The sequence below is a fragment of the Accumulibacter sp. genome, from assembly GCF_036625275.1.
GTDB lineage: Bacteria > Pseudomonadota > Gammaproteobacteria > Burkholderiales > Rhodocyclaceae > Accumulibacter.
On sequence record NZ_JAZKUD010000010.1, the window covers coordinates 17,216 to 33,904 of the forward strand.

Consider the following 16,689-nt stretch of genomic DNA (forward strand, 5'->3'; position numbering starts at 1 on the left):
AAGCAGCACGAGATCAGTGAAGGAAAAACGATGAGACCGCAGGCAGAACAACTGCTGATCGATGGACCGGTCGGCAAGATCGACATCACCGTCGAGAATCCCGGCGCGCCGCGCGGTATCGCGCTGATCGCCCACCCGCACCCGCTGTTCGGTGGCGGTAATACCAACAAGGTGGTGCAGACGCTGGCGCGCACCTTCATCCACTTCGACTATGTGGCGCTGCGTCCCAATTTCCGTGGCATCGGCCTGAGCGAGGGAAAACACGACGAAGGCAACGGCGAAAGCCAGGATCTGCTGGCCGTGCTTGCAGAAGCCAAGTGTCGCTACGGCAATCTGCCGGTCGCGCTCGCCGGTTTTTCCTTCGGCGCCTATGTGGTGACCCGCGTCGCCGAAGCCTTGCTTGCCGCCAGCCATCCGGCACAGCGGCTGGTGCTCGTCGGTACCGCCGCGGGTTTCGTCGAAGGCGCTCGCACATACCACACCAAGGCCGTGCCGAGAGACACCCTCGTCATTCATGGTTCGGAGGACACCACCGTGCCGCTGGTCAACGTCATCGCCTGGGCCAAGCCGCTGGACCTGCCGATCATCGTCGTTCCCGGCGCCGACCATTTCTTTCACCGTCGCCTGCACCTGATCCGCGAAATCGTCAGCCACGCATGGCGGCACTGAACAGCACGGGTACCCGCAAGACGTCGTCAGGCGATCCGCCGAACGACCCCACAAACCGGACACCCCTGCATCGAAAACGGCTTCTCCAGCCGGCACCGCGCGAGCAGCGCGTCGTCCCGGAATAGTTCGCGGGTTTCCCCGTCAGCGGCGACTCGTCCCTCGTGGAGAACGACGGTGCGCTCGCAGAGGTCGATCACCAGGTCGAGGTCATGGCTGGCAATGATCCGGGTGTGGCGGAAGCCCCTGACCAGCGCCATCAGTTGCCGGCGCGCAAAAGGATCGAGGCCGCTGGTCGGTTCATCCAGGACGAGAATGTCCGGCGACATGGCCAGCACCGTGGCGATGGCGACGCGCTTTTTCTCGCCCCCGGAAAGCAGGTACGGTGGCTTGCTGCGCAAGTGCCAGGCGCCGACCAGAACGAGGGCATTGCGGCTGCGCTCTTCGGCTTCGGTCGGCGGCAAGCCGAGATTGAGCGGTCCGAAGGCGACGTCGTCCAAGACTGTCGGCATGAACAACTGGTCGTCCGGGTCCTGGAAGACCATACCGACGGTGCGCCGGATCTGCGGCAGGGTTGCCTTGGTCAGTGGAAAGTCGCCCACCCGCACCTCACCAGAACTGGCGACCAGGCAGCCATTCAGGTGCAGCAGCAGCGTCGACTTGCCGGCGCCATTGGCACCAATGACGGCAACGCACTCGCCGTGCGTGATGCGGAGCGAAACCTCGTTGAGCGCAGCAGTCCCATCCGGATAGACGTGGACCAGGCGCTTCAGCTCGACGAGATGGTGACTCACGGCAGCGCCCGCTCGACCAGCGCGCCAAGAAGCTGCGACGCGTCGTACACGCGCAACAGAGCGAAGAGGGCCATCCAGCCAGCGACAAAGGCGACTTCGCTGCTACCGAAATTGCCGGCCTTCCGGCTGTGGAAATCACCGCGGTAGGCCCTGGCAAGCATCGCCATGTGGATGCGATCTGCCCGCTGCCAGGTTCGCAGCAGAAGTAATCCGATCAGCGAGGCGACGGTCGGCAGGCGCGGCAACCGGCCACACGAGCGCAGTTCCAGCGCGCGGGCGCTGCGCCGGGCGTCCTCGATCAGGACAAAGAGGTAACGGTAGAGGAACTGCATCTGCATCGCCAGGACCTTTGGCATGCCGAGGCGTTCAAGCGCTTCACAGACCGCAGGGAATCCGGTCACGCCGATGAGAATCAGCGCTGCACTGAGGGTAAGCACGGCACGCACGACGATCGACGCGCAGGAAATCCAGCCGGCACTGATCGGGATCGACCCCAGCTCGAAAAGCACCCGCTGGTCGAAAAGCGGGTTGAAGAGACCGATTGCCAGCGCGAAGGGGATGGCCACGGCAACGTTCCTGGCGACATACGCCGTTGGCAGCTTGCCGAGTGCGGCCAGGACGACCGGAAAAATAAAAAACGGCAGCAGGGCCGCCACGGTGTATCGGTCGAAAGACGCCACGACGACGATGAAGGTCAGCGTCACCACGACCTTGGCGCGTGCATCGAGACGGTGGATGGCGGTGTCCGCGCGGGCAAGCTGGTCGAGGAGACGAAAGTTGGCGGCCCTGCCCTCGATCGATGCCATGCTGCGCGCTCAGGGGGAAAGCAAAGCGACTGGCGACTGGCCGGATGCCATCAAGGCAAGCCGCCGGCACGCGGCATGCGGCGGACGCGTTTCTTGAGCAGGAAGCCGATTAGGAATGCCAGCAGCAGCGCCAGCAGACCGCCGACGATCCCCGAGACGCTGCTGCCGAGCCGGCTTTCCGGATAGGCGTCGCCGTTCCCATCGCTGCCCCCGTTGTCCTGTATTTGAGCCTCGTTTTTCCGGAAGGCGTAATCCGGGAGGATCGCGATCCTGTCCTGGAGCGCGGCCAGTGCCGCGTGCATTCCCTGCTCTGGCCCCTTGAGCTCGGCCTCACCGCTCACCTGGGCAATCGCCCATTCGAGTCCGTCCGGGTCTTTCGACGCAAACCAGGAAAACAGTCCACCGGTCAGCATGGCCCCGACGAGAAAAGCCAGCAGCAGTTTGCGTAGCGATTGCTGGCCAGGCGTGGCCGTCGGCCGGGCTGCACTGATCAATTCTGGCCGTGCACGATGGACGAACGAGACAATCGCGGCTGTCACCACGCCTTCGACGATTCCGATGGCCAGATGAATGGGCTGCATGAACAGCACGAAAGTGGAAAAGGGTAGCGACGAAATCCCCGAGCTGACCGTCTCGACGACGACCCCGAACGCTCCCAGTTGCAGCCCGACCGTCGCTGCGACGATGGCCGCCACGCTCAGGCGCATTTGGCCTGGTCGCTGACCGGCGATTTTCCGGTAGATCAGGGGGTAAGCGATGAATGCCGGAAAAAATCCCAGGTTGAAGAGGTTGCAGCCGAGAGCCAGCAGACCACCGTCGGCAAAGAACAGCGCCTGCACCAGCAGAACCGAGGCGATGGTCAGGAAAGCGGCATGCGGCCCGAGCAGAATCGCCAGCAGCAGCCCGCCGCCGAGATGGCCACTCGAACCCGTGCCGGGGATGCTGAAGTTGATCATCTGGGCAGCAAAAAGGAAGGCGCCGAGAACGCCCATCAACGGCACCTTGCGCTCGTCGAGTTCGTCCGTGACCTTTTTCGAGCAATAGGCAATGGTGCCCGTTGAGACTGCCCACATCGTTCCGCCGACAGCCGGCGACAACAGTGCATCCGCCATGTGCATGATTTTCTCCCGAGCAATGATTGCACCAACATAGAGGATTCTGCCACAAAGCGAAGCTGTGGTTTGCGGACCTGCGCGGTGCTGCAGGGAGAAGCTCAGGTCGCTGGCGTACGTTCGAAGAGGGCGATCGATTCGACGTGCGAAGTCTGCGGAAACATATTGACCACGCCGGCGCCGCGCAGCCGGTAATGCTTCTGGGCGACCAGAATGCCCGCATCGCGTGCCAGCGTGGCAGGACTGCAGGAAATGTAGACGATCCGCTGCGGGCCGTCCGCGTCGAGCGATTTGATCAGTTCGAGCGCGCCTTCGCGCGGCGGGTCGATCAGCATCCGGTCAAAACGGCCGAGCGCCGCCAGGCTCTCCGGTGTGGTCTCGAAGAGGTTGGCGACGCGATACTCGGCGAGATCGTCCAGGCCATTCGCCGCTGCGTTCCCGGCAGCGCGGCGAACCAGCTCGGTACTCCCCTCGACCCCCAGCACGCGTGCGCCGGAGCGGGCAATCGGCAGCGTGAAGTTGCCCAGCCCGCAGAACATGTCCGCAATCCGCTCACCCGCTTGCGGATCGAGCAGGGCCAGAGCGCGCCGCACCAGCACGCGGTTGATCGCGTGATTGACCTGGGTGAACTCGGTCGGCGAGAAAGCGTGTTCGACCGCAAAATCGGGGAGCCGGTAAGAGAGTGGCGGCCCGTCGAGCGGATGGAAGCGATAAGCCGTTGCCGGCCCCTGCGGCTGCAGGTAGAAGACCACTGCATGGCGGTCGGCGAAGTCGCGCAGCAGGGCCTCGTCCGCCGGATTGAGGGCTTCGAGAATGCGCAGCACCAGCGCCGTCATCCGCTCACCAACGGCCACCTCGATTTGCGGCAGGCGATCCCGGATCGACAACTCGCCGATCAGTTCGCGCAGCGGCAAGAGCATTGCCGACAAGTGTGGCGGCAGAATCTCGCATTGTTTCATGTCGGCGACATAGCTGCTTCTCTTCTCGTGGAAACCGACGAGAACGCCCCCCTTCTTTGGCACCAGGCGAACGGAAAGGCGCGCTCGATAGCGGTAGCCCCAGGGCAGGCCGTAAATCGGCGCGTAGAGCTGGTCTGCCTTGACGCGGCCGAGGTGCCAGAGATTGTCCTCGAGCAGGCGCTGCTTGGCTGCGACCTGCGCCTGTGGATCGAGATGCTGCATGCTGCAACCGCCGCAGACGCCGAAATGCGGGCAGCGTGGCGTCTCCCGCTGCGGCGACGAGGCCAGTATCTGCAGCGTGCGTGCCAGCTCATAGCTGGGTTTCCGTCGATAACTGGCGTACTCGACGCACTCGCCCGGCAAGGCGCCCTCGACGAAAACCGTTTTACCGTCAAGACGGGTCACTCCCCGCGCTTCGTGGTCCAGCGACTCGATGATTCCGGTAGGCATGCGACGCTTCCGCAGAGAAAACGCGCGATTCTATCCCGAATATCTGCCCGGTTCACGGGCTGATTTCCCAGAAGAAGCGAATCACTGGGGGATCGAAGCGGTCTCCGCGCACCGGAAACCCTTCACAAATCCGGTTCCGCTGGATGCCGAAATGTGCGTCAGGGTCTGCTGTGAACCCTGTGCCGGCTCTTTGCGAACGTCACGGGAACTGGCCAAGGGCCCCTTTTTTTGTGATCAATTCACTGATTAAAATGATTTTTCTAATTCGAAACCAATTTTCACAGAGCGCAATCGATCGCGCATGGTTCAATCGAAGATGTGCCATAATCATCGCCTTTGCAGCTTGGATCAAACGGACGCGAGTCCGCATCCTGCAAAGCGGCCTGATGAATTGCCCGGCAATGAGGCAAAGCGCAAGCGATCGGGCCCAGGAGGAGTGAATCTTTGGCTTGTCAATGGAGGAGGAATATCCTGTGAACAGTTTACTCAAGCTTTCCAGCCTGATCGATGGGCTCACCGAGCGCATCGGCAAGGCGATCATCTGGCTGGTCCTGGTGGTTACCCTGATCGGCGCCGGCAATGCGGTCATGCGTTACACCATCAACTACAGTTCGAATGCCTTTCTCGAGATCCAGTGGTACCTGTTTTCGGCGATTTTTCTCTTTGGCGCGGGCTATACGCTGAAGCGCAACGAGCATGTGCGCATTGACCTGATTGCCGGTCGCCTGTCGAGAAGAAGCCAGGCGTGGATCGACATTTTCGGCATCATTTTCTTTCTGCTGCCGATGGCGATTGCCGTGATGTATCTGTCGTGGCCGATCTTTCTGCTCGCACTGCACAACAATGAACAGTCGAGCAACGCCGGCGGCCTGGTGGTCTGGCCCGTGCGCCTGCTGGTACCGATCGGCTTCTTCCTGCTGGTCATCCAGGGCTTTTCCGAGTTGATCAAACGCATCGGTTTCCTGCAGGGAAAATGCCCCGACCCGACCGCCAAGACGCACCAACCAACGCCTGAAGAAGAACTGGCGTTGGCCATCAAGGCCCAGAAGGGAGAACTGTGATGACCGAATTCCTGATCGCCAACATGGCGCCGATCATCTTCGCTTCGATGGTCGTTTTCCTGCTCGTCGGTTTTCCGGTGTCCTTCGCACTGGCGGCCAACGGCATTTTCTTCGGCTTTGTCGGCATCGAACTCGGTCTGCTCGGGCCACAACTGTTTCAAGCATTGCCGGATCGCATCTTCGGCATCATGAACAACGATACCCTGCTGGCGATCCCATTCTTCACTTTCATGGGTCTGATTCTCGAGAGATCAGGCATGGCCGAAGACCTGCTCGACACCATCGGTCAACTTTTTGGGCCGCTCCGTGGTGGCCTGGCGCTCGCGGTGATTTTCGTCGGCGCGCTGCTCGCCGCAACGACCGGTGTCGTCGCCGCCTCGGTGATTTCGATGGGGCTGATCTCGCTGCCGATCATGCTGCGCTACGGCTATGACAAGAAACTCGCCTCCGGCGTCATCGCCGCTTCCGGAACACTGGCGCAGATCATTCCCCCCTCGCTGGTGCTGATCATCATGGCCGACCAGTTGGGCAAGTCGGTCGGCGACATGTACAAGGGTGCCTTCCTGCCGGGCATGACGCTGACCGCCTTCTACGTCGGCTACGTGGTACTGGTGGCGATCTTCAGACCGCGCTGGGCGCCGGCCCTGCCGCTCGAAGCGCGGACCTTGCGCGGCGGCAAGCTGCTGCTGCGTGTGCTGACCACGCTGGTGCCACCGCTGCTGCTGATCTTCCTGGTGCTCGGCACGATCTTTCTCGGCATCGCGACGCCGACCGAGGGCGGTGCGATGGGTGCGACCGGTGCCCTGATCATGGCGCTGGCGCGCCGGCGCCTGTCATGGAAGCTGCTCAGGCAGGCGATGGATACGACCGCCAAGCTGACCACTTTCGTGGTCTTCATCCTGGTGGGCGCGCGCGTTTTCTCGCTGACCTTCTACGGGGTCGATGGCCACAAATGGGTCGAACATTTGCTGACCGGCCTGCCGGGTGGCGAAATCGGTTTCCTGATCGTGGTCAACGTCCTGGTTTTCCTGCTCGCCTTCTTCCTCGACTTCTTCGAGCTTTCGTTCATCGTCGTGCCACTGCTCGGGCCGGTTGCGCAGGCGCTCGGCATCGATCTGATCTGGTTTGGCGTTCTGCTGGCGGTCAACATGCAGACTTCGTTCATGCACCCGCCTTTTGGTTTTGCGCTCTTCTACCTGCGCTCGGTGGCACCGGCGTCGGTCAAGACGACCGATATCTACTGGGGAGCGATCCCCTTCGTCTGCATCCAGATCATCATGGTCGGAATCCTCATCTTCTTTCCGCAACTCGTCACTTTCGGTCTTGACCAGGACGAGAAGGTCGATCTCGATTCGGTACAGATCGAGATGCCAACGTCCGATTACGGTGCACCCGCTACCCCAGCGGGTTTCGAGAGCCCGAAAGAGGCGGCAGTATCCCCTGCCGATTCGGAAGACGCCGCCAGCAAGGCCGTGCGCGATGCGATGAAACAGGATCAGGCGAAGTAACTTCTCGGCGACTGCTCGACGGTCGGAGATCGTCAGGCAACCGCACGGGGATGGCCATCAAAAAGGAACGGAGGCGTCGGCCTCCGTTCCTCCTTTTCCTGCGCAGTCTAGCGGTATGGCGGCAGTGACCAACCTGCCGCCGGCTTCGCTCGATACGCCTGCCTAGCGCTTGCTGTACATGTAGCTGGAGTACGAGCCTTCGGCGATGCGGTGCCAGAGGTTCTGGTCGTCCATGAACTTTTTGTAGTCATCGTAGACCTTCTTGAACTGGGCATTCGATGCCGAGGTCTCGGCGTACAAATCCATTGCCGCCTTGTAGCAGGCGTCCATGACCTCTTTCGGGAACTGTTTCAGTTGCGTTCCCGAACCCACGAGCTGCTTGAGCGCCGTCGGGTTTTTCGCGTCGTACTTGGCGACCATGTCCACATGCGCGTCGGCGCAGGCGATTTGCAGAATGGCTTGGTATTCCTTCGGCAGTTCGGCCCACTTTTTGAGACTGACATAGGCCGACACCTGCGGGCCGCCCTCCCACCAGCCGGGGTAGTAATAGAACTTGGCCACCTTGTTGAATCCAAGCTTCTGGTCATCGTAGGGGCCGATCCATTCGGCCGCGTCGATCGTCCCCTTTTCGAGCGCCGGGTAGATGTCGCCACCGGGGATCTGCTGCGGCACGGCGCCCAGCTTGCTGAGCACGGCACCGGCGAAGCCACCGATGCGGATCTTCAGCCCCTTGAGGTCGGCGGGGGTCTTGATCTCCTTGCGATACCAGCCGCCCATCTGGGTCGTGGTGTTGCCACAGGGGATGGTCATGATGTTCGACTTGGCAAACACTTCGCCAAGCAGTTTGCTGCCGTTGCCGTAACGCATCCAGGCGTCCATCTGGCGGCTGGTCATTCCGAAGGGAACGGCCGTCTCGAGCGCGTAGGTGGGATCCTTGCCAAAAAAATAGTAGGAGACAGTATGCCCCATTTCGACGGTACCGTCCTTGACGGCATCGAACACCGCCGGGCCGGGAACGATTTCGCCGCCGGCAAAAACCTGAATCTGGAACTTGCCGCCGGTCGCTTCGGCAACCCGCTTGGCCATGTGCTCGGCACCTCCGTAGATGGTGTCGAGGCTCTTCGGGAAGCTCGAAGCCAGGCGCCACTTGACCGTCGGGGCGTTCTGGGCAATCGCCGGCATGGCCATCGTACCGACCGCAAGGCCAGCACCCGCATTCTTCAAAAAGGAACGTCTTTCCACAATTTGTCTCCTATAGGTTCTTGTCTTGTAAACGAGTTGCCCCGCAATTATAGCGAAAGCCGTGGAGCAGTGCGCCGCGAAACCCCGCCTTCGCCCCCGCGAGGGGGAGGGGAGATTCGTCAGTCACCCGCCACCTTCATCTTTTCGATGAGCAAAGAACCCACTTGCTTCGAGCCGCGTACCAGGACGTCGTTGCCGACTGCCGCAAGGTTCCTGAACATGTCGCGCAGATTGCCGGCAATGGTGATCCCTTCCACCGGGTGTACGATTTCGCCGCCTTCGATCCAGTAACCGGCTGCACCGCGCGAATAATCGCCGGTCACATAGTTGACCCCTTGACCGAGCAACTCGGTGACCAGCAATCCACGTCCCATCTTTTTGAGCAGGCCCCGCAGATCACGTTTCCCCGGCCGGACGATCAGGTTGTGGCAGCCACCAGCATTGCCCGTGCTCTGCATTCCCAGCTTGCGTGCGCTGTAGGCGCTCAGAAAGTAGCCCTGCAGCCTGCCGTCGACCAGCACTTCACGGTCATGCGTCGCAACCCCGTCGCTATCGAAATAGCCGCTCGCCAGGCCACTGGGCAGATGTGGCCGCTCGCTGATCTGTACCTGCTTCGAAAAGACGCGCTTGCCGAGACTGTCGACCAGAAAGGACGTTTTCCGGTACAGGCTGCCACCGCTGACTGCATGCACGAAATTGCCGATCAGTGAAGAGGCGAGCGGCGCCTCGAAAACGACCGGCACCCGGCAGGTCCTGACCTTGCGCGCGGCGAGTCGTGAGACGGCTCGCCGTGCGGCGATCTCGCCAATCGATTCGGGAGAGCCCATCGCCGAGGGGTTGCGAGCCGTCGAATACCAGTCGTCACGCTGCATGTTTTCGTTCTTGCCGGCAATCACCGAGCACGAAAGATAATGCCGCGAACTCGGGTAGCCGCCCATGAAACCCAGGCTGTTGGCTGAAATGAACTGCCCTTCCTGGATCGACACCGTCGCCCCTTCCGAGTTGCTGATCTGTGGGCTGACGGCAAACGCAGCCTGCTCGCAACGCTGGGCAAGCTCGACAGCCGCTTCGACCGAGAGCAGCCAAGGGTGGTAGAGATCGAGATCCGGCAGGCGGCCGCTGTCGATGGCCAGCAACTCCAGGTCGGGCAGGCCGGCACAGGGGTCGGCGGCTGTAAAGCGGGCAATGTTCAAGGCCGCGTCGACGGTCTCGCGCCAGGCCGTCGAAGAAAAGTCGGAGGTGCTCGCCTGCCCCTTCCGCTGACCCAGATAGACCGAGACCGCAATTCCCTTGTCGCGGTTGTATTCGATGGTTTCGACCTCGCCGCAGCGAACCGTCACCGACTGACCAAACCCTACCGAGACGTCGACCTCGCAGGCGCTGGCCCCCTGCTTGCCGGCATAAGCCATGACGTCCTGTGCCAGTTGCTGGAGAACTTCGAGACGGTGACTGAAGCGTGATTCGCTAACGGCAATGGGGGCTGAACGGGGCATGGGAGCGGTCGCCGGAGGCAAAAAACGCTATCATAGCAGTTCCCCGAAAGACGCCGCGCCGGATCGCCGGCCCTTCCGGTTTCACCCGCACCAGTGAAAGGCACGTTTCAAGCCGATGAGCACCCTCGAAGAAGCGCCCGCACCCCCATCGAAAACACAACGCAAGCGGGCCATGGAAGAACTCCAGGCGCTCGGCGAGGAACTCGTGGAACTGGCCACCGATCGGCTCAACAAGATCGCGCTCCCGGAAGATCTGCTCGCCGCCGTCCGTGAAACCCGGCGCATGTCCCGACACGACGATGCGCGGCGGCGCCAGCTACAGTATATCGGCCGCCTGATGCGCGACGTCGATCCGGCGCCGATCCGCCATGCTCTGGCGGCGGTGCGCGGCGAATCAGCCGAAGAAACCGGCAAACTGCACCGCCTCGAACGCCTGCGCGCCGAACTGATGGCGGATGAGCAGGTCCTCTACCGAATCGCCAGTGCGTCCCCGTCGATCGACCTGCAGCACCTGCGCTCGCTGCGCCGCGCCGCCCTGCTCGAGCAGGCACAGGGCAAGCCACCGCGCAGTTTCCGCGCCATCTTCCGGTTCCTCAAGGAACTCGAGCAGGGCGACCCCTCACCGGACAACAACGATGAACACGAACCCTGATCGAGAATTGCTGATCGGCCTGGTGTCGATCAGCGACCGCGCCTCGCAAGGCATCTATGAGGACCAAGGCATCCCGGCGCTACGCGAATGGTTTGCCGGCGCCTTGTGCAGTCCCTGGCGAATGGAAACCCGCCTGATTGCCGACGACCAGGCGGCAATCGAAGCAACGCTGGTCGAATTGGTCGATGCCGTCGGCTGCCACCTGGTGCTGACCACCGGTGGCACCGGCCCAGCCGCCCGCGACGTCACGCCAGAAGCCACTCTGGCGGTCGCCGACAAGGTGATGCCGGGCTTCGGTGAAGAAATGCGGCGCATCAGCCTCCACTTCGTTCCGACCGCCATTCTCTCGCGTCAAGTCGGGGTGATTCGTGGGCAGGCGCTGATCCTCAATCTGCCGGGGCAACCGAAGTCGATCCGGGAAACCCTGGAAGGAGTCAAGGCTGCCGACGGCACGGTGCTGGCGAATGGCATCTTCGCAGCAGTTCCCTACTGCATCGACCTGATCGGCGGTCCCTACATCGAAACGATTGATGCAGTGATCAAGGCTTTCCGGCCAAAATCCGCGCGCCGGCTGGCCTCGAAGGAGCCAGTGCGGACGCCGGACATGGGCGGCAAGACGAGTACCGCGGACGACACCGCAGCGCGGCCATCCGGCGAGGACGCGTGATTCGACGCTGACGCGCCGTTCACATTAAGCAGAGGTATCGACCCGATTACCCAGATGCGGCGGGTTGCTGGGAGCTGCCTGCGCAGCTGCTTCAACCAGTTGCAGCGCGCCTTGCGCCTGCACGTCGAGCGTCTTTTTCAGTACCGCCATCTGGACCGCATCGGCCGTTCTGGCTTGGCTCATTTCAGTCGCCGCAGCGGCGATTCCGCTTACGTTCATGATCGCTACTCCAATGAATTGATGACCCGTGCGATAGTCTCTACGGCACCTCCGGGCGGATCTTGAGGGCGGGTTATGCCTTGCTCACCGGCTGTCGTTCGCCAGCAGCGCCTCCAGGACCCTCTGCCGAATCGGGTGGGCAGGAACGCCCCGCATTGAGGCAGCCGCGAGACGCGGCGCACCATGACGAGGCGCAGTTGCCGAAAAAACGCCCGCGAGACAGGCCATCCCCATGATTTATCATGGTGGCACGCCTATTGCTCTGCACAATCAGGAGCCATCATCATGAACCAGCAAATCAAATCCACCTGTTGTTACTGCGGCGTCGGTTGCGGGTTGCTGATCGAAACCGAAGACGGACAGATCGTTGGCGTACGCGGCGACCCCGACCACCCCGCCAACCTCGGCCGGCTGTGCAGCAAGGGCGCGGCGCTGCACCTGACGGCAAAGCCGGATGATCGCCTGCTGCATCCGAAACTGCGCCTGGACCGCAGTCTGCCGCGTCAGCGCGTCGGCTGGGACACGGCGCTCGATCATGCGGCCGATCGTTTTGCCGAGATCATCCGCAGGCATGGACCTGACAGCGTCGCCTTCTACGTCTCAGGGCAGTTGCTGACCGAGGACTATTACGTCTTCAACAAGCTCGCCAAGGGGCTGATCGGCACCAACAACATCGACACCAACTCGCGCCTGTGCATGTCGTCGGCAGTGGTCGGTTACAAGCAGACGCTCGGCGCCGATGCGCCACCTTGTTGTTACGAGGACATCGCCCTGACCGACTGCCTGCTGATTGCCGGTGCCAACCCGGCGATCGCGCATCCGATCGTCTTTCGCCGTATCGAGGATGCCCGCGCCGCCAATCCGGAACTGCGGATCATCGTCATCGACCCACGTCGCAGCGAAACCGCCGCCCTGGCCGACCTGCACCTGGCGCTCAGGCCCGGTACCGACATCGCACTCTACAACGGTCTGCTCAACGTCCTGCTCGGCGAGCAACTCGTCGATCGTGACTACATCGCCCGGCATACCGAAGGCTTCGACGAACTCGAAGCTCTCGTTGCCGCCTACCCACCAGCGGCGGTGGCCAGAATCTGCGGCCTCGCCGAAACCGACATCATCCAGGCGGCACGCTGGTTCGGTACTGCCGGCGCGGCGCTGTCGCTATACTGCCAGGGACTCAACCAGTCGTCGCACGGCACGCACAACAACGCGGCGCTGATCCACCTGCATCTGGCCACCGGCCAGATTGGCCGCCCCGGTGCCGGCCCCTTCTCGCTGACCGGACAACCGAACGCCATGGGCGGCCGTGAGGTCGGCGGCCTGGCCAACCTGCTTTCAGCGCACCGCGACCTCGCCAACCCCAAACACCGGGACGAAGTGGCGCGCCTGTGGGGCCTCCCGTCGGTTCCCGCAGCGCCCGGCAGGACCGCGGTCGAACTCTTTGCGGGGCTCAAGCGCGGAGTGCTCAAGGCCGTCTGGATCGCCTGCACCAATCCTGCGCAATCGCTGCCTGACCAGGCCGAAGTACGCGCCGCGCTGCAGGCCGCCGAGTTCGTCGTGTTGCAGGAAGCCTACGCCAATACCGACACGGCCGCCTATGCGGATCTTCTGCTGCCGGCGACCACCTGGGGCGAAAAGGAAGGAACGGTCACCAACTCCGAGCGCCGCATCACCCACCTGACCCCGGCGGTCGCCCCGCCCGGCGAGGCACGCCACGACTGGCAGATCGCCGTCGATTTCGCGCGCCGTCTGGGTGCCCGCCTCGAACAGGCGCTGACCGCGAAGCTGTTTCCCTACACCAACGCCGAGGCAATTTTCATCGAACATCGTGAAAGCACGCGCGGGCGCGACCTCGACATCACCGGCCTGAGCTACGCGCTGCTCGACGCAGCCGGCCCGCAGCAGTGGCCTTTTCCCGAGGGCGCCAGCCACGGACGCCAGCGCCTGTACGAAGACGGCGTCTTCACGACTCCCAGCGGGCGGGCGCGTTTCGTCCAGGTCGAACACCAGCCGACTGCCGAAGGTACCGACGCCAGGCACCCGATCAGCCTGCTCTCCGGCCGTCTGCGCGACCAATGGCACGGCATGAGCCGCACCGGCAGCGTCGCGCGGCTGTTCAATCTCGATGACCAGCCGCTACTGTCGATGCACCCGGACGACCTTCAGCAGCACGGCCTCGCCGCCGGCGACCTGGCACAGGTGGACAGCGCACGTGGCGACATCGTCGTGCGCGTCAAACCGGATGCCGGTCTGTCCCGTGGTTGTGCCTGGCTGCCGATGCACTGGGGCAGCCAGTTCATGAACAGCGCCGGGGTCAACACGCTGACCACTTCGGCACGCGACCCTTACTCGCAACAACCCGAACTCAAGCACGCTGCGGTGGCGGTCAACAAGGCCGACCTGCCGTGGCAACTGGTGATTTTGCGCAAGGCCGGGCCTGGCGAACTGGCCGCGTCTGCCCTGCTCGCCAGGGCAAGGACACTGCTCGGCGAGTTCGCCTTCGCCAGTGTCGGACTCTACGGTCGCGCCGAGCCGCTGGTGATCTTTCGCGCCGCGCACCCGCAGGCACTGCCGGAAAGTCGCCTGCAGGAAATCGACGCCCTGTTCGGCCTCGGCGACAACGCGGCAGCGATCGTCTATGCCGACCCCCGCCGCCAGATCAGCAAACGCGCGCTGGCACCGGACGGCAAACTGACCGGCGTTCGCCTCGCTGGCGAGACGCAGGCAGAGGGGTGGCTCAAGGAGGTGATGGCCGACGACACGCTCGATGCCGAGCTGATCCGCTGGGCTGTCGCGCCGATCGGCCGGCGCCCCGGCAACCTGCCGCCATGCAGCCATGTGGTCTGCAAATGCGCCGATGTCACCGCCGCGCAGATCACCAGCGACCTTGCCGCCGGGGCGACGCTGGCCGTACTGCAGAAGCAACGGAAATGCGGTACCTTCTGTGGCTCCTGTCTGCCGGAACTCCGACAGATGATTTCTGGCCAGGCGCTGCGCGCCAGTGACGCCGCAGTGCTGTGAGCATACCGGGAGGGAGCATGGATTTTGCGTCGATCATCAGGGAAATCGGACGCGGTGCGACAGGCGCACGCGACCTGTCACGCAGCGACGCCCAGCAGCTCTACGGTGCGATGCTCGATGGCGAGGTTCCGGATCTCGAACTCGGGGCGATCGCCATCGCGTTGCGCATGAAGACCGAAACGGTCGATGAAATGGGCGGCTTTCTCGCCGCCGCGAATGCCCGCCTGCCGACCCTGCGACGCCCCCCGTGTGGAAAGATCCGGCCGGTGGTCATCCCGACCTATAACGGGGCACGCCGCAACGCCAATCTGACCCCTCTGCTGGCACTGTTGCTACAACGCTTCGATGTCCCGGTGCTGCTGCATGGCTTGAGCGACGATTACGGGCGGGTCACCAGTGAGCAGATCCTGTGCGAGTACGGCCTGCGGGCATGCGGCAGTGTGCAGGAGGCACAGCGCCTGATCGATCAACGCCGTATTGCCTACCTGCCGCTGCCCTTGCTTTCTCCCGGCCTCGCCCACCAGCTCGCCCTGCGCAGCCGCCTCGGACTGCGCAACAGCGCGCACAGCCTGGTCAAGATGATCGACCCTTTTACAGGCGACTCTCTGCTGGTCACCGCCGCGACACACCCCGATTACCTCAGCAGCATGCGCGCGCTGCTCACCGGCGCCGGCGCCAACGCGCTCCTGTTGCGCGGCACCGAGGGCGAACCCTTTGCCAATCCCAAGCGACGCCCACTGATCGAACATCTCCACGACGGTGTCAACGACATCCTCTTCGAAGCCGAGCACGACAGCCTCAGAAACCTGCCGCAGCTCCCCGAGAACTGCGACGCCAAAGCTACCGTCGCCTGGATGCGCCGCGTTCTCGTCGGCGAAGTCTCGCTGCCGCTACCGATCGCCAACCAGCTTGCCTGCTGTCTTTATGCCTGCGGCCGGGCAAGCAGCTTTTATCAGGCCAAGGCGCTGGTGGCGGTGGAGGGGAAGGGGTTGGCGGTGGTTTAGTGGCCGGGCAGGCAACATCCTGACCCGTCCAGACGGGCGGGATCTGACGATTTAGCGGGCGCTTCACTGGACTACTGCCCACTTCACCGTGTTGGCAATCCGCGCCCGGATTCACGACTTCGGCCACTGCCCAGGCGGCAGCGAGGCGTTGTTCCGCGCCGATCACGCTGAAAAGGACGACGTCCTGCGGGTTTTCGGTGGCGACGCGTTGACCGGTTTCACAACGATCAGATTCTACGTAGTCAACAGGCAGGACCGGCCCCCGCTGACGAATCGCTTGCCACTCTGGTGTAACGATTGTATATACAGGCTTTTTCGGCCATAGACCCATGAGAGAAGACTTGCCTGATGGAGCAGCGCGCATCACCGGCGTCATTCTCGCGGGTGGGCGCGGTCGCCGCATGGGCAGCGTGGACAAGGGGCTGCAGGAATTGTGCGGGCGGCCGCTGGTGGCCTGGGTCATCGAGCGCTTCGGCCCGCAGGTCGACGAACTGCTGATCAATACTAATCGGAACGGCGATTGCTACGCTGTTTTTGGCCATCGCGTCCTTGCCGACCGGATCCCCGATTTCGCTGGTCCGCTGGCCGGTCTGCATGCCGCGCTGACGGCGGCGACGCACTCGCTGCTGGCCACTGTTCCCTGCGACGCACCGTTCCTGCCGGGTGATCTGGTGCTTCGCCTGCTGCAGGCCCTGACCACGAGCGGTGCAGACCTTGCCGTCGCCCGCACCTTCGACCAGCCGCAACCGGTGTTCTGCCTGTGCCGGCGTCACGTCCTGCCGTCGTTGAGCGAATACCTGGAAAGCGGTGGGCGCCGCGTCGACCGCTGGCATGCGACGCTGCAGGTGGTCGAGGTGGCTTTCGACGACCAGGCCGAGGCTTTCGAGAACATCAACAGCCGCGAGGATCTGGATCGTCTGGATCACGTCGAGGGGTCTGGTGCGGGATAGCCCGCGTATCGGCGTACCGTGAACGTCGTTCCAGAGGCTGGTGCGTTTGGCGATCTTTTCCATGGTCTTGGGAGTGGGTGAGTGT

15 protein-coding genes are annotated in these 16,689 nt (G+C 63.1%); 8 read left to right on the plus strand and 7 right to left on the minus strand.

All coding sequences use genetic code 11. The annotated features are described in order from the left end of the window. Positions 1-30 precede the first annotated feature (30 nt). Positions 31-669, plus strand: a complete 639-nt coding sequence (locus V5B39_RS06430) for an alpha/beta hydrolase (protein ID WP_332342098.1) — start codon at positions 31-33, stop codon at positions 667-669. Positions 670-695: 26 nt separating this feature from the next. Here the strand turns inward: V5B39_RS06430 and V5B39_RS06435 are convergent, their stop codons facing one another. From V5B39_RS06435 to rlmD, 4 genes are all read right to left on the minus strand, one after another. Next, positions 696-1,460 carry an energy-coupling factor ABC transporter ATP-binding protein gene (locus V5B39_RS06435; protein WP_332342099.1) on the minus strand — a complete coding sequence of 255 codons (765 nt, stop codon included), beginning with the start codon at positions 1,458-1,460 and terminating at the stop codon, positions 696-698. After that, positions 1,457-2,266 carry a cobalt ECF transporter T component CbiQ gene (gene cbiQ / locus V5B39_RS06440; protein ID WP_332342100.1) on the minus strand — a complete coding sequence of 270 codons (810 nt, stop codon included), beginning with the start codon at positions 2,264-2,266 and terminating at the stop codon, positions 1,457-1,459. Before cbiQ ends, V5B39_RS06435 begins: the two co-directional genes overlap by 4 nt. 50 nt (positions 2,267-2,316) lie before the next feature. Then, entirely contained in the window at positions 2,317-3,384 is a 1,068-nt protein-coding gene (locus V5B39_RS06445; protein ID WP_332342101.1) for an energy-coupling factor ABC transporter permease, read from the minus strand. A gap of 95 nt (positions 3,385-3,479) precedes the next feature. Then, on the minus strand, positions 3,480-4,787 hold the full coding sequence (gene rlmD / locus V5B39_RS06450; RefSeq protein WP_332342102.1) for a 23S rRNA (uracil(1939)-C(5))-methyltransferase RlmD: 1,308 nt from the start codon (positions 4,785-4,787) through the stop codon (positions 3,480-3,482). Positions 4,788-5,260: 473 nt separating this feature from the next. Between rlmD and V5B39_RS06455 the strand changes: the two genes are divergently transcribed. After that, the gene (locus V5B39_RS06455; protein WP_332342103.1) at positions 5,261-5,848 is read left to right on the plus strand and encodes a TRAP transporter small permease subunit; all 588 of its coding nucleotides are present in this window, start codon (positions 5,261-5,263) and stop codon (positions 5,846-5,848) included. Further along, positions 5,848-7,356 carry a TRAP transporter large permease gene (locus V5B39_RS06460; protein WP_332342104.1) on the plus strand — a complete coding sequence of 503 codons (1,509 nt, stop codon included), beginning with the start codon at positions 5,848-5,850 and terminating at the stop codon, positions 7,354-7,356. The genes V5B39_RS06455 and V5B39_RS06460 overlap by 1 nt, the downstream gene beginning before the upstream one ends. 162 nt (positions 7,357-7,518) lie before the next feature. On the opposite strand, the gene V5B39_RS06465 is transcribed toward V5B39_RS06460, so the two are convergent. Beyond that, positions 7,519-8,598, minus strand: a complete 1,080-nt coding sequence (locus V5B39_RS06465; protein ID WP_332342105.1) for a TRAP transporter substrate-binding protein — start codon at positions 8,596-8,598, stop codon at positions 7,519-7,521. A 119-nt stretch (positions 8,599-8,717) separates the two neighbouring features. Then, entirely contained in the window at positions 8,718-10,091 is a 1,374-nt protein-coding gene (gene pmbA / locus V5B39_RS06470) for a metalloprotease PmbA (protein ID WP_332342106.1), read from the minus strand. A 115-nt stretch (positions 10,092-10,206) separates the two neighbouring features. On the opposite strand from pmbA, the gene yjgA reads away from it, so the two are divergent. Further along, positions 10,207-10,743: a ribosome biogenesis factor YjgA gene (gene yjgA / locus V5B39_RS06475; protein WP_332342107.1), complete on the plus strand. Its 537-nt coding sequence runs from the start codon at positions 10,207-10,209 to the stop codon at positions 10,741-10,743. Further along, entirely contained in the window at positions 10,727-11,410 is a 684-nt protein-coding gene (gene mog / locus V5B39_RS06480) for a molybdopterin adenylyltransferase (protein ID WP_332342108.1), read from the plus strand. The genes yjgA and mog overlap by 17 nt, the downstream gene beginning before the upstream one ends. A gap of 24 nt (positions 11,411-11,434) precedes the next feature. Here mog and V5B39_RS06485 read toward each other — a convergent pair whose 3' ends face one another. Then, complete coding sequence (locus V5B39_RS06485; RefSeq protein WP_332342109.1) at positions 11,435-11,629, minus strand: YjfB family protein; 195 nt, start codon at positions 11,627-11,629, stop codon at positions 11,435-11,437. 285 nt (positions 11,630-11,914) lie between these two features. Between V5B39_RS06485 and V5B39_RS06490 the strand changes: the two genes are divergently transcribed. The 3 genes from V5B39_RS06490 to mobA all read left to right on the plus strand — a co-directional run bounded on the left by V5B39_RS06490 (position 11,915) and on the right by mobA (position 16,604). Further along, entirely contained in the window at positions 11,915-14,650 is a 2,736-nt protein-coding gene (locus V5B39_RS06490; protein ID WP_332342110.1) for a nitrate reductase, read from the plus strand. Between the two features lie 17 nt (positions 14,651-14,667). Next, positions 14,668-15,654: a DNA-binding protein YbiB gene (gene ybiB, locus V5B39_RS06495; RefSeq protein WP_332342111.1), complete on the plus strand. Its 987-nt coding sequence runs from the start codon at positions 14,668-14,670 to the stop codon at positions 15,652-15,654. A 329-nt stretch (positions 15,655-15,983) separates the two neighbouring features. Then, entirely contained in the window at positions 15,984-16,604 is a 621-nt protein-coding gene (gene mobA, locus V5B39_RS06500; protein WP_434735658.1) for a molybdenum cofactor guanylyltransferase MobA, read from the plus strand. Positions 16,605-16,689 lie beyond the last annotated feature (85 nt).